The sequence below is a fragment of the Fluviicola taffensis DSM 16823 genome (assembly GCF_943372375.1).
Taxonomy (GTDB): Bacteria; Bacteroidota; Bacteroidia; order Flavobacteriales_D; family Crocinitomicaceae; genus Fluviicola; species Fluviicola taffensis_A.
This window is the reverse complement of the sequence record NZ_CALRYJ010000001.1, coordinates 665578-688140: the sequence shown is the minus strand read 5'-3', so window position 1 is coordinate 688140 and position 22563 is coordinate 665578. Positions and strand designations below refer to the sequence as shown.

At 40.8% G+C, this 22563-nt stretch carries 20 protein-coding genes; 8 read left to right on the top strand and 12 right to left on the bottom strand.

All coding sequences use genetic code 11. The annotated features are described in order from the left end of the window. From AAG807_RS02895 to AAG807_RS02885, 3 genes are all read left to right on the top strand, one after another. Entirely contained in the window at positions 1–1125 is a 1125-nt protein-coding gene (locus AAG807_RS02895) for a glycosyltransferase (protein ID WP_341900623.1), read from the top strand. Beyond that, positions 1118–2230, top strand: coding sequence for a hypothetical protein (locus AAG807_RS02890; RefSeq protein ID WP_341900621.1), 1113 nt, complete (start codon positions 1118–1120; stop codon positions 2228–2230). Before AAG807_RS02895 ends, AAG807_RS02890 begins: the two co-directional genes overlap by 8 nt. 114 nt (positions 2231–2344) lie before the next feature. Further along, on the top strand, positions 2345–2722 hold the full coding sequence (locus tag AAG807_RS02885; protein ID WP_341900619.1) for an endonuclease domain-containing protein: 378 nt from the start codon (positions 2345–2347) through the stop codon (positions 2720–2722). Positions 2723–2790: 68 nt separating this feature from the next. Here the strand turns inward: AAG807_RS02885 and AAG807_RS02880 are convergent, their stop codons facing one another. Then, on the bottom strand, positions 2791–3501 hold the full coding sequence (locus tag AAG807_RS02880; RefSeq protein WP_341900617.1) for an ATP-binding cassette domain-containing protein: 711 nt from the start codon (positions 3499–3501) through the stop codon (positions 2791–2793). A 236-nt stretch (positions 3502–3737) separates the two neighbouring features. On the opposite strand from AAG807_RS02880, the gene AAG807_RS02875 reads away from it, so the two are divergent. After that, the gene (locus AAG807_RS02875) at positions 3738–6824 is read left to right on the top strand and encodes a tetratricopeptide repeat protein (protein ID WP_341900615.1); all 3087 of its coding nucleotides are present in this window, start codon (positions 3738–3740) and stop codon (positions 6822–6824) included. Beyond that, positions 6824–8548: a hypothetical protein gene (locus tag AAG807_RS02870; RefSeq protein ID WP_341900613.1), complete on the top strand. Its 1725-nt coding sequence runs from the start codon at positions 6824–6826 to the stop codon at positions 8546–8548. Before AAG807_RS02875 ends, AAG807_RS02870 begins: the two co-directional genes overlap by 1 nt. Here the strand turns inward: AAG807_RS02870 and AAG807_RS02865 are convergent. Beyond that, positions 8545–8913, bottom strand: coding sequence for a helix-turn-helix domain-containing protein (locus tag AAG807_RS02865; RefSeq protein ID WP_341900611.1), 369 nt, complete (start codon positions 8911–8913; stop codon positions 8545–8547). The genes AAG807_RS02870 and AAG807_RS02865 overlap by 4 nt on opposite strands. 170 nt (positions 8914–9083) lie before the next feature. On the opposite strand from AAG807_RS02865, the gene AAG807_RS02860 reads away from it, so the two are divergent. Beyond that, entirely contained in the window at positions 9084–9455 is a 372-nt protein-coding gene (locus AAG807_RS02860; protein ID WP_341900609.1) for a DoxX family protein, read from the top strand. Positions 9456–9504: 49 nt separating this feature from the next. Here the strand turns inward: AAG807_RS02860 and AAG807_RS02855 are convergent, their stop codons facing one another. From AAG807_RS02855 to AAG807_RS02840, 4 genes are all read right to left on the bottom strand, one after another. Next, complete coding sequence (locus AAG807_RS02855) at positions 9505–10185, bottom strand: ABC transporter ATP-binding protein (RefSeq protein ID WP_341900607.1); 681 nt, start codon at positions 10183–10185, stop codon at positions 9505–9507. A gap of 1 nt (position 10186) precedes the next feature. Next, positions 10187–11437 carry an FtsX-like permease family protein gene (locus AAG807_RS02850; RefSeq protein ID WP_341900605.1) on the bottom strand — a complete coding sequence of 417 codons (1251 nt, stop codon included), beginning with the start codon at positions 11435–11437 and terminating at the stop codon, positions 10187–10189. Then, on the bottom strand, positions 11434–12510 hold the full coding sequence (locus AAG807_RS02845) for an efflux RND transporter periplasmic adaptor subunit (protein ID WP_341900603.1): 1077 nt from the start codon (positions 12508–12510) through the stop codon (positions 11434–11436). The genes AAG807_RS02850 and AAG807_RS02845 overlap by 4 nt, the downstream gene beginning before the upstream one ends. Before the next feature lie 67 nt (positions 12511–12577). Then, on the bottom strand, positions 12578–13789 hold the full coding sequence (locus tag AAG807_RS02840) for a hypothetical protein (RefSeq protein WP_341900602.1): 1212 nt from the start codon (positions 13787–13789) through the stop codon (positions 12578–12580). A 99-nt stretch (positions 13790–13888) separates the two neighbouring features. Between AAG807_RS02840 and AAG807_RS02835 the strand changes: the two genes are divergently transcribed. After that, positions 13889–15466 carry a T9SS type A sorting domain-containing protein gene (locus AAG807_RS02835; protein ID WP_341900600.1) on the top strand — a complete coding sequence of 526 codons (1578 nt, stop codon included), beginning with the start codon at positions 13889–13891 and terminating at the stop codon, positions 15464–15466. 48 nt (positions 15467–15514) lie between these two features. On the opposite strand, the gene AAG807_RS02830 is transcribed toward AAG807_RS02835, so the two are convergent. The 6 genes from AAG807_RS02830 to AAG807_RS02805 all read right to left on the bottom strand — a co-directional run bounded on the left by AAG807_RS02830 (position 15515) and on the right by AAG807_RS02805 (position 20647). Further along, positions 15515–16981 carry an oligosaccharide flippase family protein gene (locus tag AAG807_RS02830; RefSeq protein ID WP_341900598.1) on the bottom strand — a complete coding sequence of 489 codons (1467 nt, stop codon included), beginning with the start codon at positions 16979–16981 and terminating at the stop codon, positions 15515–15517. Further along, on the bottom strand, positions 16982–17764 hold the full coding sequence (locus tag AAG807_RS02825) for an enoyl-CoA hydratase-related protein (RefSeq protein WP_341900597.1): 783 nt from the start codon (positions 17762–17764) through the stop codon (positions 16982–16984). A gap of 80 nt (positions 17765–17844) precedes the next feature. Continuing rightward, positions 17845–18393 carry a protoporphyrinogen oxidase HemJ gene (hemJ, locus tag AAG807_RS02820; protein WP_341900594.1) on the bottom strand — a complete coding sequence of 183 codons (549 nt, stop codon included), beginning with the start codon at positions 18391–18393 and terminating at the stop codon, positions 17845–17847. Positions 18394–18466: 73 nt separating this feature from the next. Beyond that, positions 18467–18997: a hypothetical protein gene (locus tag AAG807_RS02815; RefSeq protein WP_341900592.1), complete on the bottom strand. Its 531-nt coding sequence runs from the start codon at positions 18995–18997 to the stop codon at positions 18467–18469. 71 nt (positions 18998–19068) lie between these two features. Then, on the bottom strand, positions 19069–19836 hold the full coding sequence (locus AAG807_RS02810; protein ID WP_341900590.1) for a cyclase family protein: 768 nt from the start codon (positions 19834–19836) through the stop codon (positions 19069–19071). Positions 19837–19840: 4 nt separating this feature from the next. Then, positions 19841–20647, bottom strand: coding sequence for a M48 family metalloprotease (locus tag AAG807_RS02805; RefSeq protein ID WP_341900589.1), 807 nt, complete (start codon positions 20645–20647; stop codon positions 19841–19843). Positions 20648–20774: 127 nt separating this feature from the next. Here AAG807_RS02805 and uvrC point away from each other — a divergent pair, with 127 nt between their 5' ends. Then, entirely contained in the window at positions 20775–22562 is a 1788-nt protein-coding gene (gene uvrC / locus AAG807_RS02800; RefSeq protein ID WP_341900766.1) for an excinuclease ABC subunit UvrC, read from the top strand. Position 22563: the final 1 nt, after the last annotated feature.

Genomic DNA, 22563 nt, shown 5'->3' with positions numbered 1-22563 from the left:
TTGAAGAAACCAAAAGTGATTGTTAGCGTTATCAACGATTTGAACACCGACCAGCGTGTTCATAAGGTTTGTTCGTTCATTCAGGATCAGGGATATGAGGTGTTGCTTGTTGGGCGCAGACTCAAATCCAGTCAGAAAATGGAAGCCCGAAGCTATCACACCAAACGGTTCCGGATGGTTTTTGAAAAAGGGGCTTTATTCTACGCCTGGTTCAACTTTCGCTTGTTTTGGTTTCTACTCTTTCATCGGTCCGACATACTCGTAGCAAATGACCTGGATACACTGCTTCCAAATTACCTGGTTTCCAGATTGAAACGGAAGAAATTGGTTTACGATTCGCATGAATATTTTACCGAAGTTCCTGAATTGATTAGCAGACCGAAAGTAAAAGCCGTCTGGGAAAGAATCGAACGGTTCATTTTTCCCAAACTTCGGTTCGTGAGTACCGTTAACCAATCCATTGCTCAGAAATATGAAGCAAAATACGGTGTTCCATTAAAAGTGATCCGCAATGTTTCGCCTCTTTGGCATCCCGCAGCTATTCAGTCAAAAAAAGAATTGGGGATTCCGGAAGGAAAGCACATATTGATCATGCAAGGCGCCGGATTGAATGTGGATAGAGGAGTTGAAGAAGCTATCCGCATGATGCCTTTTTTAGAAAATACCGTACTCATCATTGTCGGAAGTGGGGACATCATTCCCGCCATGAAAAAATTGGTTCAGAAAGAGAAGTGGGAAGACCTGGTACTTTTCTTTGGTAAACGACCGTACCGGGAATTACTTCAATTTACGCAACAGGCAGACCTCGGATTAAGCTTTGACCAGCCTACCAATCCAAATTACCTGTTTTCGCTCCCAAACAAAATCTTCGATTATATTCATACCTCCACACCCATTGTCTGTTCCGATCTGATTGAAGTTTCTAAATTGGTGAAAAGCTATGAGGTCGGTGAAATTGTAACTGATTTCGAACCACAACATCTTGCAAAACAAATCCAGGCGATTCTCAGCAATACGCAGTTGATCGAAACCTGGAAAAACAATTGTAAAATTGCAGCCAGCAACGAAAACTGGGAAGTGGAGGTTCAACAGTTAAACGAGTTCTATCCAAAAGTTCATGAATAAACAAATCCATATTGTCTCTTTCGATGTACCGTTTCCTCCGGATTATGGCGGGGTACTGGATGTTTACCTCCGGGCAAAAGGATTGAAAAATTTGGGTTATTCTGTTATTCTTCATTGCTATGAATATGGTCGGGGAAGGAATCATGACTTTTCGGAAATTGCAGACGAAATCCATTATTATGACCGGAAAACCGGGTTTAAGTCGCTCTTTTCAAAACTTCCATACATTGTAAAAAGCCGAAATTCTCACGCACTTCTGAATCGGTTGATGCAGGATCAATATCCCGTTCTATTGGAAGGTCAGCACAACACTTTTTGGGTAAATGAACTCAGCAGGAACAATCGGAAATTAGCTATTCGTATGCACAATATCGAATGGCATTATTACCGCGATCTGGCAACAAATTCCAAGACCTATTCAGAACGAATGTACTGTCGGGTGGAAGCCCGGAAATTGAAAAAACAGGAATTACAACTAAAGAAAATTCCGGTGTTCTGTATTTCCAAAAGTGATTTGGAGTATTATCAGAATTTAGGGTTTCATGGGGTTTATCTTCCTGTAACCATCAACTCAGACCTGATCCTCGAACCGGTGGAAGCGGCGGAAGGAAAATCGTTCGCCTTGTTTCACGGCAATTTGTCCGTTTCGGAAAATCAGGAAGCAATCCACAAACTTATTCAGGAAAATAAACGTGCACCCTTTGATCTTCCGGTCATTATTGCAGGTAAAAATCCAAGTCCGGTCTTGATCAAGAAGATTGAAGCACAAGGTTGGGAATGTATTGCGAACCCGAATGATTCCGAATTGAATGACCTGATGCGAAGCTGCTCATTGCACTTATTGATCGGCTTCAAGACAAGCGGAATCAAATTGAAAGTGATTCGTGCATTACTCACAGGAAAACCGTGCATTGCCACCAAAGAACTGGTCGGACTTCCGACTTTGGAAAAACACTGTGAGATTTGGGATCCGATCTTACCATTGGCCGATAAGATTCAACAGGTAACAGCTAAGAACCAAGTAGCAACAAACCGATTGGAAGAATTGGAAGCGGAGTTTGGAGTGGGGAAATTGGAAGCGGCATTGGCAGAAATTGGGTTTTAAAATTCAATCCTAATAAGGAGATGTTTTAAAACTCCCCCTTGGGAGGGGGACTAAGGGGGAGGATTTTCCAATTCATCCTTTGGAAACAAATTCCAAATTGCGTATCTTAATTAGATGTCTAACAACTATTACAATCCGAATCTGAAAGAATTCGCTCATGAACTACGCACTGAAACAGTTTCAAGAGCAGAAAAGTATTTATGGAAACATGTCCTTTCAAGAAATCAGCAGGGTGTTAAGTTCAAACGTCAGCGACCCATTTTATATTTTATAGTTGACTTTTTCGCACAAGAGATAGGTCTAATAATCGAAATTGATGGGAATTCTCATTCAAATAAAGGAGATTATGATAAAATTAGACAAAACAAATTGGAAGCATTAGGATATACTATTCTTCGTTTTTCAGAAGGAGATGTGATTAATAATTTGGGAGACGTAATCACACAGATTCAACATGTGATTTATTGTTTGAGAGAGACGAAACACATTTAAATTTTTCCTCCCCCTTTATCCCCCTCCAAAGGGGGAAGAGAAAATCCTCTTTGCGAGATCTCTGCAAATTAATCAAACAAAGGCTGGAACGGATCAAAGCGATTCATCATATCCAATGATCGCAACTCCTTGTTTTCTACTTTGTATACCTTTCCGGGGAATTTCTCAATCAAAGACATATCGTGTGTTGCCATGATAACTGCTGCCTTTTCTTCTTTGGCAACAGCCACAATCAGGTGCATAATTTCAGTGGAGGTTTCCGGATCCAGGTTCCCTGTCGGTTCATCTGCAATGATTACTTTCGGGTGATTGATCAATGCACGGGCAATTGCCACGCGTTGTTGTTCTCCTCCGGAAAGACGATGCGGTTGAATGTGTTCCTTTCCTTCCAAGCCAACCATCGATAAAACAGTACGAATCCGCTGATCCATTTCGCGTTTGTCTTTCCAGCCGGTAGCTCGCATTACAAAACGTAAATTGTCATTGATCGAGCGATCCGACAACAATTGGAAATCCTGAAAGACAACTCCCAACTTTCTGCGGAGATTCGGAATTTGCTTCTTCGTCAATTTCTTCAAATCGTAATCTACAATTGAACCGGAGCCGTCACTTAGTTCCAATTCTCCGTAAAGCACTTTCAATAAACTACTCTTCCCGGAACCTGTCTTTCCAATTAGAAAAACCAATTCATCCGATTCCACCTCGAAATTGATGTTATCAAGAACCGTTTGACCTAATTGGTCAATTCGTCCATTTTGAATTCGAATAACTTTCTCCACCTCTTTGAGTTTGTTTAAATGTTCAAAAAGTTAAAAGGTTTCATTTGAACCTATTGAACCCTGTTTGAACAAGCCAAAATTTCAGGATAATACCTAAATGTAAATTTCAGGATTCCAATTCATGAAAATCCGATGTAACAAGATTATCTCTTAACAGTTATACGTTTAAAACTTTTAAACGCGCATCCCCTTTCTCCCTCTGTACTCCTTAATTTTACTATCTTAAAATAGTTGTAATGCGTTTTATTATTTTCCTTTTTCTACTTGTTGCAAGCTCTTCGGCATGGTCCCAAGTGAGCGAGAAGTACCATTCTCCTCTCAGTGGATTCTACAAAGCAGAAGATTTGTTTGAGAAAGAGCAATACAGTGCCGCACGCAAGGAATTTCGGCTATTCATCACTGATTACAAGGGTTCCAAGAATGATTCATACTACATCAAAGCATTGTATTACGAGGGTCTTTCTGCTTTGGAACTCTTCAATAATGATGCGATCGATCTATTGGAAACCTTCAATCGGGAATATCCTGAAAGCATCTACCGAAGCAATATCTTATTCCAGATCGGGCGTTACTATTACCAGAAAAAGGACTACAAGAAATCCATTACCTACTTCAAAGAGCTGAGCCGGTCTTCGGTTGAAAAGGAAAATCAGGAAGAATATTACTTCAAATTGGGTTATGCCTACTTCGATGAGAAGAATTATACCGAGTCCAAGCTGGCTTTCTATGAGGTAAAAGATTCGACCAGTCAATACGGTGCTCCGGCTTTGTATTACTATTCACACATCTGTTATTTAGATAGTTCGTACCAAACAGCGTTGGAAGGATTTGAAAAACTGTTGACCGATAACCGATTCAATCGGGTGGTTCCTTATTACATTACGCAGATTTACTATATCCAGCACAAATACCAGGATGTGGTGGATTTCGCACCAGGCAAAGTGGATAGTTTAAAACCTGCTGAACAGGTAGAAATCAGTCATATCATCGGAGACAGCTATTTTCATCTGGAGAAATACGATGAGGCGCTTCCGTATCTGGAATTATACAATTCGAAATCGAATACCACACGCGACGATGATTATGCGCTGGCATTGGCTTATTCCCGCACTTCCAATTGTACCAAAGCCGTTAAATACTTCGACCGTGTAGCAAGAGAAAAAGATGTTCTCGGTCAAATTGCGCTGTATCATGCCGGAGAATGTTATACCAACTTGGGTGAACTGGTTTACGCGCGAACAGCTTTCGAAGCGGCAAGTCAGTTGGATTTGGACAAAATGATCCAGGAGGATGCCTTGTACAATTATGCCTTGCTTTCCTACAAACTGGACATGAATGCCTACGATGAAGCAGTCGAAGCATTCAAACTATATCTGGAAAAATACCCCGATTCAAAACGCAAACCGGTTATCTATCAATATTTGGTAAACGTTTATACTTCAACCAAAAATTACCAGAAAGCGCTTGAATCCTTGGATCAATTGACCAACAAAGACATTAAACTGAAGTCGGCCTATCAATTGATCGCTTTCAACCGGGGAGTGGAATTATTCCAAAAATCGGAGTATGAAAATGCAATCAAGGCATTCCAGTTGGTTGACAAATACCCGATCGTTCCGGAGGTTAGCGCCAAAGCCATGTATTGGACTGCGGATGCAGAATTCTATTTGAAACGGTATTCTGAAGCTGTGAAAAAGTATACCCAGTTTATGGGAATGTCAGGTTCACAATCCAGCGGCTTGAGAAACGATGCCCTGTACAACAAAGGGTATGCTTACCTGGCTTTGAAAGATTACAAAAGCACTCAGGAAACATTCCGGGATTACCTGAAGCAACCAAACTTGACCGATTTGAACAAAAAGGCTGATGCATACATGCGTCTTGGGGATGAATATTATAGAAACTCTCAAGCAGACAATGTAACCAATCAGGCGGCGATTGATAATTACAAGGCTGCTTATAACATGAAAATGGGTTACGATGATCAGGCTTTGTACTACATGGCCCGTACCTATGGTTTCATGGGGAAATCCAATGAGAAGATCCAAAGTTTGATTGATTTGACCAACAATTATCCGAAATCGCGCTACATGCAACGTGCTATCGAGGAAATTGCTTTCTCCTATTATTCGGTGGAGAATCTGGACAAAGCGGAACGTTATTACAAACAGATCATCTCGGACTATCCAACGAGTTCCCGTGTTCCGGAAGTATATCACTACTTGGGTGACATTGCTTTCAAACGCGCTAATTTCAATCAGGCAGAAAGCTATTACCTGAAAGTGCTCAACGAATTCAATCTCAACGACACCATCTGTGAACGCGAGGTAAGTTCCTTGGCTGATGTCTATCGTGCGCAGCGTTTGTTGAACAAAATTGAAGCATTGGCCGGAAAATACAGCTGTGCCGATTCCATTGCAACTCAAGTCGAAGATGAATACTATCGTCTGGGATTCGATCAGTATGAAAAATCAGAATGGAACGCTGCAATCACGGAATTTGATAAGTATCTGAATAAATATCCGAATGGTAAATTCTACCGGGATGCAATGAATCAAAAAGCGGATGCCTTGTATAAACTGAAAAAAGAAGCGGAAGCGATCGCCATTTATCAGATTACACTTGCCGGTCCGAATGATGATTACACCGAGTTGGCCTCCGTCCGAACAGCAAAATTCCTGTTCAATGGAAGTCAAAAAGAGGCAGCTCTTCCTTACTATAAACGAACGGAAGAATGCAGTTCCAATCCGGAATACCTGAACAATGCCCGAATTGGTTTGATGCGTTGCCATTTCTTATTGGAGAACTACGCAAATGCTGTGGAATACGCTCAAAAAGTATTGGGAGTTCAACAAACCACCCAGTTGAAATTGGAAGGGGAATACATCAAAGGAATCTCGCTTTCGAAAGAAAAACGTTATACAGAAGCGCAGCTTTCCTTGGACTATGTCGTCAAAAATGCCACAACTGTTTGGGCGGCTGAATCAAAGTACACCATTGCAGACAACGCATTCCAGCAAGCAGATTATACCAAAACAGAAACAATCATTCGTGAATTGCTCAAAATGAAACCGGGATATGATTTCTGGATTGCGAAGGGCTTAATTCTACAAACCAAAGTACTCCTGCAGAAGAAAGACTTGTTCCAGGCTGAAAATACGATCAAATCTGTCATTGACCATTATCCTAAAAAAGACGATGGTGTTTTGCAGGAAGCAGGTGAACTGTATGACGAGATTATGCAATTGAAAACACAACCAAAAACTTTGACCAATCCGAGTGATCCGACGGTAATCGAAGTTGACGAAAAAACGGGGAAATAATGAAGAGAGGTACACACATATTCATGCTTATAAGTGCAGTATTGATCGGATCATTTTCGAATGTGTTCGGGCAAGAAAACAATGTAACTATCCATACAACTGGCGATAGATCCGTTGAAGAGGCACACCGTCAGAATTCTCAACCAAAAATTTTGGATACGGTTTTCCCTATTCCGACAACTTCTTATCCATTGCTTTCAATCAATTACGAGCCTACATTTGAGATTCCGAAGATTGAACCTGCAAAAGTGAATTTGCAGCAAAAGTTACCCCAATTGTATAACGGATACGCACGGATCGGGATCGGTTCCTTGTTGATGCCATTGGCAGAAGTCTATTACAACAATGGCCGCAGCCGTAAAATGAACTACGGAGGAAATATTCAACATCTGAGTTCTTTCGGGAAAATGCGGAATGTTGCTCCGGCAAATTTTGACCGCACAAATGTTCGTGGATTTGTGGGTGTGAGCGAAAAGAAATACAGCTGGGATGCTGAATCCTATTACCGCAATCAGGGACTTCATTTTTATGGTTTCCCTAATGAAGATGCAAATAAGGATAGCATTGCCCAACGTTTCAATACCTTTGGGCTGAAAGGAGGTTTCTATTCTCACGCACACGACAGTTTGGGATTAAACTGGAAATTAGGGATCGAATACCGTCATTTTAGCGACAAAAAACCAAAAGAGGATTCGATCAAGGATTGGAATGCGCGGGAGAATTTCTTTGCAATCCGCACGGGAGCCGAATACAAATGGGGAAATGAAATTTTTGCCGCTGATCTCGACATTCTTCACAATTCATACAAGTATGGCGTTTTGAATGATACCATGCCGGTTACCCTGAATACCGGATTAGAGAATAAGAATACGATTATCAGCTTACGTCCAAGCATCAGTACTTATTCCAAAAACCGCAAGTTAAAAGCGAAAATCGGAGTGGACCTGACAGCTAGTCTGGGTACGAAAAACAAAGTGTATCTCTACCCGATTGCAGAAGTGAAATATTCCTTGTTCAATGATATCCTGATTCCTTATGCAGGAGTGACAGGAGGTTTGACACAACAATCATTCAAGCGGATTACGGATGAAAATGAATTCTCTTTATCGAATGTTTCTCTTCAAAATGAGCACAAAGCGGCAGACGGATTCGTTGGAATCAAGGGAACCTTATCCAAACGCATCGGATTCAATGCCTTCATCAGCTTTTCACACGTGAAAAACAAAGCACTTTTTGTAACGGATACGCTTCATTCAGGTAGGAACCGTTTCAATGTCATTTATGATACCATGAACATCACCAAGATTGAAGGTTCGATTTACTATCAGTTGAAAGAAAAAGTGAAAATTGACGCAATCGGAAGATACTATTCCTACAACGCAAGAAACAACATTTTTGCCTGGAACTTACCTCAATTTCAAGTCATTCTGAGAGCAACTTACAACTTGTACGACAAGTTCATCCTGACTGTTGATGCGAATTTCGAAGGCGGAAGAAGAGCGCAAGTATTTGCCCCGGGGAAAGATATACTGGAAGAAAACAACCAATATGCATTGAAACTTGGTTTCCTGGCTGACGCAAATATCGGGTTGGAATACCGTTATAACAAGCGTGTTTCAGGGTTCATCAATTTGAACAATGTCGCTGCTCAGCGTTATAAAAGATGGTATAATTACCCAACTCAAGGTTTCCAGGCCATGGTTGGTGTGACTATCCGTTTCTAATTGCTTGCAGTCGTACTGAATAAATGCTTCCGGTGATTTGTTCCCCAAGTTGCCAATTCGGCAATAATCGGTTCAAGTGTCAAACCGTAAGGTGTGATCTTGTATTCAACCGTAATTGGTTTGGTGTCGCAAACTGTCCGCGTGATTAATTGATTGATTTCCAATTCCTGCAATTCTTTTGAAAGCATTTTCGCTCCAATTCCGGGGATATTCCGTTTCAATTCCATAAACTTCATCGAGTTCTCGAATACCAGGGTTCCGATAATCTGGATTTTCCATTTACCGGAAAGTAATTCTACGGTATCCCGGATCGCCAACATTCTTCCTGCGCAAGCTGCCGGCTCATGAATTAGTTTCTTTTTCATTACCATAATACAAAAATACAACCTTAACCCACTGATTCTACAATGGGTTTCTTCATGGAAACTAGTTTCCAAAAGGAAATATAGGTAAAAAATAAACTGATTATCCTCTAGCTTTGCTCAAAATTCAATCCTGGTCCCGCACGTGTGGGATGAGATCTAAAAAAGAACAAATGAAAAAGAACAACATTATTTATTGGACGACAACTAGTTTATTCTCAGTCATGATGCTATTATCCGCATCTATGTATTTTACATCCCCGGAAGTCCAGGCAGGTTTTATCAAAATGGGATTTCATGACGCTTTCCGAATAGAATTAGGATTAGCGAAAATTATAGGGGCATTGGTATTGATGATTCCATTTTTTAAAGGATCTATTAAAGAGTGGGCTTATGCCGGATTTGGAATTACGCTCATTTCGGCAAGTATTCTTCACGCATCAATTGGTGACCCCGTTTCCAAGATTGCCGCTCCAATTATCTTCTTGGGAATTTTAGCTGCTTCGCACATTTTCTGGAAGAAACGTTTGCAAGCAACAGCATAATAAATGAAAAGATGGCTTCGACTCCGCTCAGCCAACTTTTCAATTCTTCTTACATACGAATAATCGCCCCGTCCTCCATCTCAATGATGCGATGGGTTCTTTCTGCGAATTCATTATCATGGGTAACGATCAACAAGGATTGATTGAACTCTTCTGCCAATTCTTTAAAAATATCGAACACAATTTCCGTGTTTTTTTTGTCCAGGTTTCCTGTTGGCTCATCTCCCATTAAGATCAACGGATTATTGATTAAAGCCCGTGCAATTGCCACCCGTTGCTTTTGTCCACCCGAAAGTTGATTCGGCATTTTGAGTGCTTCATCCTGAATTCCGAGAATTTTCAGCTTTTCATAAGCATGCTGTTCCACTTCAGCGGCACTCAATTTACCCAATTTCAATCCGGGCAACATCACGTTCTTCAATACCGAAAACTCGTTGAGCAAATAATGGAATTGGAAAACAAATCCGATCTTCTCATTTCGGACACGCGCCAAATCCGCTTCTTTTTTACCACGCATCAATTGACCATCCAGTATCAAATCCCCTTGATAGTCTGTGTCCATAGTCGAAAGGATATACAACAACGTTGATTTTCCACAACCCGACTTCCCGATAATGGAGGCGAATTCCCCTTTTTGGATTTCAAAACTGATATTCTTCAATACCTGAATGTCGTAGGGATCATGAAAATATTTCGAAATATCTTTGGCTTGCAGAACTTGTGTACCCATCTTACTTTCCTCTAATGATTACAACCGGATCCACTTTACTTGCTTTCCGTGAGGGAAAATATCCGGCAAAATAGGTCGTGATTATTGAAAAAATTCCCCCTATGAGATAATATCGTGGGTCATAATTGATCGGATAGGTTTTAATCGTTGGAAGAGCTTCTGTTTTAAACGGAATCTGATCGATTCCGGAGGATATCAAAAAACCAAAAAAGAGTCCGAATAATCCCCCGAAAACCCCAATTGTTAAGGCAATGGTTATAAAAACACGTTTGACATCCTTCCCGGAAAATCCGGTCGCTTTTAAGATTGCGATGGTATCCATTTTCTCGTAAATCATCATATTCAGAATGTTGTAAATCCCGAAACCTGCAACAATCAGCAAGGTAATCCCAACAGCATAAGAAATCAGCGTTCTGATAGCCGTTCCGGTTTCAAATTGCGAATTGGCGGTTTGAATATCAACGGCTTCAACTTCATAGATCTGTTCGTACTCCTTAGCAATTGCAGGAGCCTGATTCATGTCTTTCAATTTCACCTGGATGTCTGTGATGTAGCTATTGCTTTCACCAAGTAATTTTTGAGCGGTTGCCAGCGAAACGTAACTCTGTACCTTATCAATATCCTGCAACCCGGATTGAAAATAACCGACGACTTTCAATTGAACACGCTCTCCCTTGGAAGTTGTGATTTGGATATTGTCACCGATGTTTGCCAGAATTTTCTCCGCAGCCCCTTTTCCCAGAATGATGCTATTGGGAACGTATTTGAGATCCTGATAATCTCCCTCAACCACGTATTCGGAAAATGTAAACAACCGGTTTTCTTCTGCAACGTCGATTCCATTCAATACCCCATTCAAATCTACCGCTCCGACATTGTAAAAAACCTGAACGCTCACTTTCGGACTCACTCCCAAAACACGTGAATCATTTCTCAGTGATTTCATTATAGCAGAACTGTTCCGGAGATCCAACAGATCATTTTTCGGTTTTACGGAACTGATGAAATTATGCCCTGTTGATTCATAATCAATCGGCTGCTTTTTAGACGGAAGAACCTCCTTGTAAATATGAACATGCGGCGTCCGGTTGAGAATCAGTCCATCCAACATGATGTTCAGTCCGGTCATAAAACTCAATAGCGTAATGAACATGGTAATACTGAAAGTAACACCAATTGCAGCAATGAGTGTTTGCTTCCACCGAGCCAATAATAAGGCTTTCGAAATACTGATGATCAATCCGAATTTCATTCTGTTTCCAGCATTATTTCATCTTCCGGTTTGATGCCTGAAAGAATTTCTACCAACTCGAAATCACGCAAACCAACGGTCACCTTTACTTTCTTACCATTTTCCAAAAGCACAGAATCTCCTTTCAACAGGTAAGTTCTTGGGATTGTAAGCACTTTTTTCTTTGACTCCAAAACAATGTTAGCCTCAAAAGAAGTGTTCGGGAATACGCGTTGGGGCGCTTTTGTAAATGTCGCCTCCACAATAAATGTCTTGGAGCGTTCATTCATCAAGGGATTAATCTTGGTCACTTTCGCTTCAAAAACCTGCCCTTTGTAACTATCCATTGTAATCAAAACACGCTGGTTTAAGTTCACTTTTGCGATATCGTATTCATCCACTTGCATTTCCAGGATAAAATTGTCTGCCGAACCTAAAACAGCCAGGGGAACCTGGGGACCAACCAAATCTCCTTTTTCAATCAGGACACTGTAAACCCTTCCGTCTATGTCACTTCTGATCTCAAAGTCGGAAGCGGATTTGGAAGACAAAGCCAAATTGTTCTTAGCCTGTTTCGCACTGAAATTGATTTGACGTTTCAGATCGCTGTATCTGATAAGTGAGTTGGAAAGTGCATTTTGAGAACTTTGGTAGGCCAATTCCTTTTGCTCCAACTCCACTTTTGAAATCACATTCTGATTGAAGAGATTTAACTGCCGCACATATAACAAGGAATCTGTCTTTAGTTTTTCACGGGCCAATTGGATGGAATTCCGGGCATCTTCCAATTTATCCTGATTCGAACCCAAATCATAATACGACGCGGAAAGTGCCGCATTCTCTTCATTGATGAGTTGTGCTTTATTGTCAATCTTGAACAGAAGTTGACCTTTTTTAACCAGGTCACCATCATCCACAAAAATTTCTTGAATTATTCCTGCAACAAGCGGTACTGCCTGATATTGGCTCTTACTTTTAATCGTTCCGGATGCATAAACTGAGGATGAAATGTTTTGGGTTTTCGGACGAATGGTCTCCGTTTTTGAGCCACAGCCAACCATCAAAAAAAGCAAAATTGGAACAAGTATTTTCATTGGTGTATCAAACAATAGTTACTACACCAAGTTACGGACTTAATTCGGAATTAAAATATGATCTTAATCATTTCAGGACCCAGGGAGAAATACCCAATGCCTTCAGTTTCGGCTCCAATTGAGAAAATTGCGATGCATTACCGGCAGTAACCCGAATTTTACCGGCCTGCTCCATGATTTGACCCGTCATTCCGTTGGATTCCAATAACTTGATCAGATCTTCAGCGTTCTTTTTATCCGAATAACTTCCAACGATTATTTGTCCACCTTTTGAGGTTGACGGAGTTGGAATTACCGGATTGGCTTTTGGTTGTTCTACCACTTTCTTTGGCGTTTCCACAATCTCCGGCTGACTGGTTTCAGACACAACTTCCTGAACAATTTCCTTCTTCTTATTCAAAGAAACGGGAACATAAGTGTCCTCATCCATTTCATATGAAAAGGTCTTCACATTACTTGGCAGATTATCCAATTGCTTCTTACTTTCCCGTTTTGGAAAACTATAGCTTGTTTCTGGAGCGGCATAAGTTCCCGGCTTCGTTGAATGGAATGGGTTAAAATCAGACAATGAAACAACACCCGATTCCAACACGTCCGTTTTCACGGGAATCCAAAAAGAATAAAATGCAATGGGCAATAGGCAAGCCGCAGCCACATATCTCCAGGCAGTGGCTTTTTTCTTAAGTGGGAAAGCTGTTTGTTGAATGTGTTCTTCATGAACCACTTCCAAAACAGGAACAATTGGCTCTTCATTCAATACAAAGGATGGTTCCGAATGCGGGAGCAATTGTTTTTGTTCCATTTCAACTGCCTTCACCACATGCAATAGTGTTTCATGGGATGCTTTGGCTTCTGCGTCAGCAACTGAAACGAAATGAACAGAACTTAACCCAAATGATTCAAGCAATAGATTGTAGAAACGGTCTTGTTCAAAACAGAGGTTTCGCTCCTGATCATAAAACAGGTTTCCAACACGATCAATGGTAATTCTACCTCCCATTTGAAGTTTGGCTTCCCATTCATTGATATGTGCCTGAACTTCTTCTGCAGCTGCAGTATATGGAATCGAATTCGCTTGTGAAAGAGCTGCTACCAATAGCCCATCGTTGTTAATCAATTGCTTATTGAACAGCACTGATTTCTTTGGTGGAATGATGACTCCTTTCACAGAATCAATTTTCGCAGACGTGCGTTGCGCTACGAATCCACCAAAAGACGGAACGATCACACAATTGTGCTGCAATAATAAATCCCCGATAAGCTGTTCAACTGTCAACATGTCACAAAGTTATGAAATTCACACCTTAATGTACGTAATAAATGAAAAAGAGTTGCAGGTTTACCTGTAATCATTTAGTTTTGAAGCAAAATTAAACTTATGAAACACCTTTACTCACTTGTCTTTCTGCTTTTTGCATTAACAAGTTCTAACCTAATTATGGCACAAATCATTCCGAATGTTACCTATACGAATGATAGTACTATGACTTGTTCCGGAACAGCTTCAGCAGCTCCTAGCGGTGGAGCAGGCGGTTATTCCTTTACGTGGAGTAATGGTGCCACAAGCAGTTCTATTAGTGGATTATGTGCCGGTTCATATTCTGTCTTTATTCAAGATGCAAACCAAAATAGTGTCAGCTTTAGCTTTACCATTACGAATCCGTGTTCAAATCTAACGGTTAATCTTTCTACTACAGATTGTACTCCGGGAAATTGCGACGGAACTGTTCAAATGACGGTAACGGGAGGAAGTGCTCCATATACCTACAACTGGTCAAACGGAGCTGGTGCAACGGTGCAGAACCAAACGAATATTTGTGCCGGAACTTACAGCGTTATTTGTACAGATATGAACGGCTGCACGACTACTGCCAATACGACGGTGAATGACCCTTGTGCTAATTTCTCAGGTTATATTACTTCCACTCCGGCTTCAGGTCCTGCAATTTGTGACGGATCAATTTCATTTACTCCATTTAACGGAACAGCTCCATACACTTACGTTTGGAACATCGCTACAACTGTACAAACCAATCTGAATCTTTGTGCCGGAAATTATACGGTAACATGTACGGATTCAAATGGCTGTGCAATTACTGCAACAGGAACTGTAACGGACACTTCTTCAACCCTTGCCCCACTTTCTGTTAATTTGACAACTACGGATGATTTAACAAATAATTGTAGTGGTTCAGCTTCAGTAGCTCCTACCGGTAGTTCTGGCGTTTATTTCATCGAATGGAGCACGGGTGCGACGACCAATTCCATTAGTAATCTTTGTCCCGGAATCTATTCTGTGCTCACTTGGACCACTCTTTATTTTGACAGTACGATGGTTAGTTTTGTAATTGCTGATTCTTCGTCAACTTACAACAACAATCCCTATCCGAATGGAACAATCAACGATACCTTGTATACGGATTTAGTTACGAATTGTATCATCGATTACAATACCATTGATTCCGCTTCATTGTATCAAGCGGTTTACAGCTCAAGCAATCAAAGTTTGTATGTTACCTGGGCGGTTTACTCACCAACGGATACGGTTTACATCAGCGATACACTTGCCTTGATTGGAAATCCGGGTTATTATTCCCTTACAATCTCGGTTTACTGTCCGAACAAATCCATCAATGACTTCTTCAAAATTGAAAGTGTGATTTACTTCGACGGCTCTTCTGTTTGGACTTCCACTCTTGGTTTGGATGAACAAGATCTGTTGGATCATGTCACCATCTATCCGAATCCATTTAACAACAGCATCTCTGTCGATAACACCGATGGCGTAATCCAATCTGTGAAACTGGTTGACCTGAATGGACGACTTATTTCAGAGATGAGTCACATCAATTCAGGATTGATCGAATTAAACCAATTGGAATCTGTTTCTAACGGAACCTATTTGTTGATCCTTTCAGGAGAAAATTCGTCTAAAACTTATAAGGTAATCAAGTAAGAAAACACTCATTAGTTGAAGACCCCGGTTCGAAAGAGTTGGGGTTTTTTATTTTCTGCGAAGTGAAGAAAGTTTCACTCCTTCCACAGACATCACAATGTAAATGAATCCGATGATGAGCAGGTTATTCAACACGAATTTGATCAAGGAATGATCTCCATACGGAATTTTAACCGAAACAAAGTAGATGAGAATACTCATTCCCAAGTAAAGGAAAAATTTGCGCAGGTTGTATTTGATCGGAAAGTGTTTTTGCCCCCAGATATAGGAAACCACCATTTGAAAAGCATAAACGATGAGCGTAGCCCAAGCGCTTGCACGAAAGCCATATTTGGGAATAAACAGGTAATTGATCGCAATCGTAAGAATTGCTCCCATGATGGAAATATACGCCCCGTATTTGGTTTGATTGGTCAGTTTATACCAAATACTTTGGTTAAAATAGATCCCCAAAAAGACATTAGCCAACAACAAGATTGGCACAACATCCAATCCTGCCCTAAACACTTTGCTGGTGATGAAGTATTGGAAAATATCCAAATTCAGTGAAACGAGTAGGAAAACCAAACAAACTGCAGCCACAAAATAATTCATCAATTTGACATACAGTTTATTGCGGTCCTGGTTCTTCATCTGGTTGAAGAAAAAGGGTTCGGCTGCATAGCGATATGCTTGCAATAAAATGGTAACTAACATGGCCAATTTGTAACACGCGCTATAAATACCAATCTGGGCATCTGCCATTTTAGCTGTAAAACCGTTGGCGGGATCGTAAAGCATCTGCTTTAACATAATTCTGTCAATCGTTTCATTGATGATTCCCGCAAATCCTGCAATTACAATCGGTATTGCATAAACAACCATTTTTTTAAATAACGCGGTGTCAAATTTGAAGCTTATTCTCGTAAAGTCCTTGTAAAGCATTATGGGCTTGACCAAACTTGATAGCAGATTTGCCACCAAAATGTAGATTACTCCCGAACTTGGATTTTCTTTATCAAAGAAGAAACTCAATAACACAAGATTCAATAAAATATTGACACCTATTGATGAAAACTGGATGAGTGCAAATTTCTTGGCATTCTCTTCCGCCCTTAGTTTGGCTAACGGTAAACTGGATGTAGCATCAATCACTACGATTGCACACATCATTACAATGTATTCCGGATTCTCATGAAACAACAATGCGTCTGCGATTCCGTGATCGAAAAAGCAGATTCCAACAAAAAAGAGTAGGTTTAAAAAGATGACCGTCAAAAAACTATTCCGAAAAACCTGATCCTTATTTTCACTATCCTGGATGAAACGGAAATAAGATGTTTCCATTCCAAAAGTGAGTAAAACCATTAAGAAAGCTACAAAGGCATACAATTGAGAAACAACGCCATATACATCAGGATCCTCGCGGAAAATACTGACGTAAAAAGGAACCAATAAGTAATTCAGAGTTCTGCCAAGAATACTTGACAACCCATAAACAGCTGTTTGCCCTAATAATTTTTTAAGCGGATTCAATTATCCTCGGAAGTTTGGTTTTCTTTTTTCAATAAACGCACCTGTTCCTTCTTTGAAATCAGCCGTTCCGAAACACTTGCCGAATTCTTCCACTTCGGCATCAAATCCTTTTTGTCCACCTTCTGAGTACAAAGCATTTACTGCGCGAATAGCCGATGCAATAGCCGTTCCGGAATTCTTCAAAATTTTGGTAGCTAGTTCGTTTGCCAGATCCAACAACTCTTCAGGTGAGCATACATGATTTACCAAACCCCAAGCTTTTGCTTCATCGGCAGAAATCATTCCTGCTGTGAAAATCATCTCGTTTGCCTTGCCACGACCAACCAATTGGGTCAAGCGCTGTGTTCCTCCGTAGCCCGGAATGACTCCCAATGAAACTTCAGGAAGACCCATTTTTGCATTTGACGAAGCGATGCGAATATGCGAAGCCATTGCCAATTCCAATCCACCACCTAAGGCAAATCCATTCACTGCAGCAATTACAGGAGTGGTCATATTCTCAATAAAAGAGAACAACAATTGTTGTCCCTGAGCGGCCAACTCACGACCTTTTTCAACTGAAAAATCTGCAAACTCCTTGATATCAGCTCCTGCAACAAATGCCTTTTCACCTGATCCGGTAAGAATCACAACACCAGTTCCAAGATCCTCATTTGCTGCATTCAGCGCATGGTTCAATTCGGAAATGGTTTGTTTGTTCAATGCATTTAACTGGTTGGGACGATTGATTGTAATTGTTTGGGTATGTCCGCTTTGGGACACGAGGATATTTTCGTAAGTCATTTTAAAGTCTTTTTGTAAAGTTATTCATTTTTGGCGTATTCCCGATCCCATCCTGAATGGGAAATATGCTTGAGGATAATTCAGTTTTTTCGCAACTTTTTATAGAGCCTTATCCCCAACATCAGGGCAATTCCAACTCCAAAAAATCCGATCACTCCACCAATCCATCCCAAACTGGATTTCATGATTACGAGGAAAACGATGGCAACCAGCAAAAGAGTTGCAACTTCATTCCAAAGTCGCAAATGACCCGAAGTCCATTTCGACGAACCATTTTTTAGTCGGTTCATAATCCCCTGACAAATAAAATGATACACCAAAAGAATCGCTACGAACGTGAGTTTGATATGCATCCAGGGCATTTTTAACAACCCTGTATTCGCAATGAGCATCAATGTTCCAAAAACAACTGTCAGGATCATGGCCGGAGTTGTGATAATGTACCACAATCGGTTTTGCATCACATTGAATTGTTCCTGCAGAATGCGTTTTTCATCTTCCGGTCTCGAATTGGATTCCGTGTGATAAACGAAGAGTCTCACCATATAGAACAAGCCGGCAAACCAACTCACTACAAAAATGATATGCAGCGCTTTCCAGACAGCGTAATTTTCAGCTAAAAAATTCATCGGTACAAAGTTAAAAAGAAACGGGAACACAAATTGTGTTCCCGTTTCCAAATTCTTATCTATTCTATTGCTGTTAAACTTTCATTCCTTTAACAACACGATCCTTCCGTTTTGTTTTTTGAAGTTTTTTGATGCGAACTTGCAAAAATGCACTACTTCCACCTGATGAAATCGTATAGGTTTCGTTTCCATATTCCATTGTTCCACCGTTGTTTTTCCAATCTGCAACCAAGTAGTATTTTCCGCTTGTTTGTGTTGCGCGGGTTGCAAACTTGATCACTTTACCGGAACCCACTTCAAAGCGAACAATTACTTCATTGTTTGGTCCGATTTTCTCAAAAACTCCTCTTGTATTCGTAGGAATGATTATCCGATTTTGGGTTTTCGATGAATTAACCACCAATTCTCCGGAACTTCCTGTTCCTTGATTACCTGAAGATTGATTCTTCTCCAAAATAATATTCGAAGAGGTATAAAACTGAACCTTCGTCATGTTCTCCGGTGATAAATCAAAATCCTGTTTTACTTGTTCTGTGTAAGGAATTTTTTGAGCACAACTTACAACAAGAAGAGTTAAAACTGCAAAAGCAAAAATTCGTTTCATGTTTAAATAATTTTCAATTTTGAGACACCCAAAAATAGCGCCACTTTTAATTTTTAGCAAATATAATCTTTTTAGTCCTCCGCATTTCGATGAAGTGGAAACAAAACTGGTCTGCTCGGTGTTGCATCATTTACAAAAGGCGCCGTTTGAAGATTCAACATGTATTCTCCATCCAAGACCTCATCCGGAATATACACCATTTCCGTAATTGTTCTATCGAATCTCTGATTATTGGGAACGCCCCAAAAACCATGATGAAAAGCCAATTCACCGCCATCTTTTTCCCGGTCAACCGAAGGCGTGTCAATCAATAAATGATTCACTCCCAACTTATCCAAGATAGGTAAAATATCCACATCACAATATGCCGGGTTAGTATCCGAATAATTCAAATGCATTTTGCCCTGCTCATTCGGAAGTGTCCGGATAATCAGCGATTCCGCCTTGAAACCTTCCAGTTGTCCGGAGATTGTTGCTGCGGTCACCACCCTGTCAACCGAACCGTCTGCTTGCAAACGGATTTCCGGAGCAACAGTAATCAATACAGAAGAATAAAGCAATTCATCCAATATTCCATTTACCGAATGGACTTCGGAAGTGATATGACCCAGACATTCCGTATGTGTTCCATGACCATGCGGGTTGAAATGAATCGAGCGGAAGTTAACACTTCCACCTTCAGCAACGGCACCCACCCAGCCATTTTCGCGAACAGGTTCAATAACCGGAGGTGAAACATACCAAGCACGTACGTTCTGTTCTGTTCCTTCCAGAGGAATAGAACAATCTATTCCCTCATTTGTTAAAATATAGCTTCCGTCTCCGAGAAATAATTGCATAAATCTATTTAGGTAATTTAGCCATGACCTTCTTATATTCCGAAGCAAAATCATTTACTCCCTGGCAGGCCATTTCTATTCTGTAATTTTTAAAGTTCTCTATTCGATTCTCCGGATTCGGATGCGTACTTAGGAATTCCGGTGTCCGTGATCCTCCGGCAGCATTGATCTTTTCAAAGAATCCTGCTCCGCCGTCTGCTGCATAAACCGTAGGACAAAGATAAGTTACCGAACCTTTATCAGCTTCCGATTCGTGGCTGCGCGAAAATTTCAATCCGATCAATCCGGAAGTGATTTGGGACAATTGCTGGTAATTTCCAGCTACGATGGCAAGTAGTGTTTGAACCCCGTACATCTGTGTCATTTGACGCGTGGAATGACGGAAATCCGCATGAGCAATTTCATGTCCCAATACTCCTGCCAATTGAGCTTCGTTATCCAGGTATTTCAAAATGCCGGTATATACATAGATATAGCCGCCCGGTGTACAAAATGCATTCAATGTACTGTCATCCTGAATGATGCGCAATCTCCATGCAAAATCTGCTTTGTGTTTCACCTGACCGGAATTCAAGATATTGTTTCGGACCTTGTAAAGGTATTGATAGATTTCCTTGTGGGAAGCAGAATCCAACAGTGGATATTCCTTTGGGTTTCCATCAATTTCAGCAGCTACCTGAGCACCTAATTGACGATCCTGTTCCACCGGAAAAAGATTGATTCCCGAACCTAATTCTTTGGATCCTTTACAATTCATCAAAACACTAGCACCTCCGACTAGCAGTAAAGAAAAAACAATAACTCTTCTCATTGTATTGACATTTATGCAAAAATAGATTAATTCCCAAAACTTTAGGCTTCAACCAATCATTTATACTCACAAGTATATGATTGATTTTAATAGTTCTGTTTAACTTTACATAGTGGAGGACAAAAAAATGGATATCGGATTAAAGCTGAAAACATTGCCTGAAAAACCGGGTGTTTATCAATACTTCGATAAAAATGGAACGATCCTTTATGTTGGAAAGGCCAAAAATCTCAAAAAAAGGGTTTCCTCCTATTTCAATAAAAACCATGAGCACACCAAGACTTATATTCTTGTAAAGAAGATTGTTGACATCCAATACATCGTGGTGGATTCTGAAATGGATGCGCTTTTATTGGAAAACAACCTGATCAAGAAATACCTGCCCAAGTACAATATCCAGCTCAAGGACGATAAGACCTATCCGTGGATCTGTGTGAAAAAAGAACCTTTTCCACGCGTTTTTTCCACACGGATATTGGTGAAGGATGGTTCCCGTTATTATGGTCCTTACCCAAGTGGAAGGATCATGCATGCCTTGTTGGATCTGATTCGGGATTTATTTCCCCTCCGGACTTGCGCGCTCGATCTGGCTGCAAATAAAATCGAGAAAGGTGCCTACAAAGTGTGCCTGGAATATCACATCGGAAAATGTAAGGGTCCTTGCGAAGGAAAACAGAAAGCGGAGGAATACAATGGAATGATCGAACAAATCGAAGGAATTCTAAAAGGAAATATTTACAACGTTATTCTGAATCTGAAACAATTGATGCTTCAGGCTTCCACTGATTTCCGTTTCGAAGAAGCCCATGATATCAAGACCCGCATTGAGTTGCTTGAAAAATACAAAGCCAAGTCAACGGTGGTTTCCCCAACCATTCATCAGGTCGATGTGGTGAGTATGGTGGAAGACAACGATCTCGTTTTCGTTAATTACCTGGTCATCAATCACGGTGCCATTGTTCATGGAATCACGGTTGAAGTAAAGCGGAAACTAGACGAAACACAAGCGGATATCATCACCTTTGTGCTTCCTGAATTGCGCGAACGTTTTCAAAGTGAAGCAAAAGAGATCCTGGTCGAAACCGATGTGGATTGGGAAATGGAAGGAGTCCGATTCTTCGCTCCACAACGCGGGGATAAAAAAGCACTGATCGATTTGTCGCTCCGCAATGCGAAATTCTATCGCTTGGAGAAGATCAAACAGGAAAAAATCAAGGATCCTGAAAAACATACCAATCGCATTTTGGAAACCATGAAAACCGATTTGCGCCTGAAGGAACTCCCTGTGCATATCGAATGTTTCGACAATTCCAATATCCAGGGAACAAACCCCGTTTCCGCCTGCGTTGTTTTCAAGGATGCCAAACCGAGCAAGAAAGATTACCGACATTTCAACGTTCAAACGGTAGAAGGTCCAGACGATTTTGCAACCATGCGCGAGGCTGTTTACAGACGCTATAGAAGGCTTCTGGAAGAAGAGCAGCCGTTGCCGCAACTGATCATCATTGATGGTGGAAAAGGACAATTGGGAGCAGCTTTGGAAGCTTTGGAAAAACTGAACCTGCGCGGAAAAATCGCCATCATTGGCATTGCAAAGCGCCTGGAAGAATTGTTTTATCCGGGAGACAGTTTGCCTTTGTATCTTGATAAACGCTCAGAAACCTTAAAAGTGATCCAGCATTTGCGCAATGAGGCCCACCGTTTTGGAATTACCCATCACCGGAACCGCAGAAGTAAAAGTGCTTTGAACAATGAGTTGGAAAGCATTCCCGGAATCGGCGAAAAAACCGTTCAGGATCTGATCAGGACTTTCAAATCCGTGAAGCGGGTAAAAGAACAAAACGAAGAAAGTTTGGCTTCTGTTGTGGGGAAAGCGAAGGCGAAAGTGATCCTGCAGTTTTTCAAACAAGATTGAT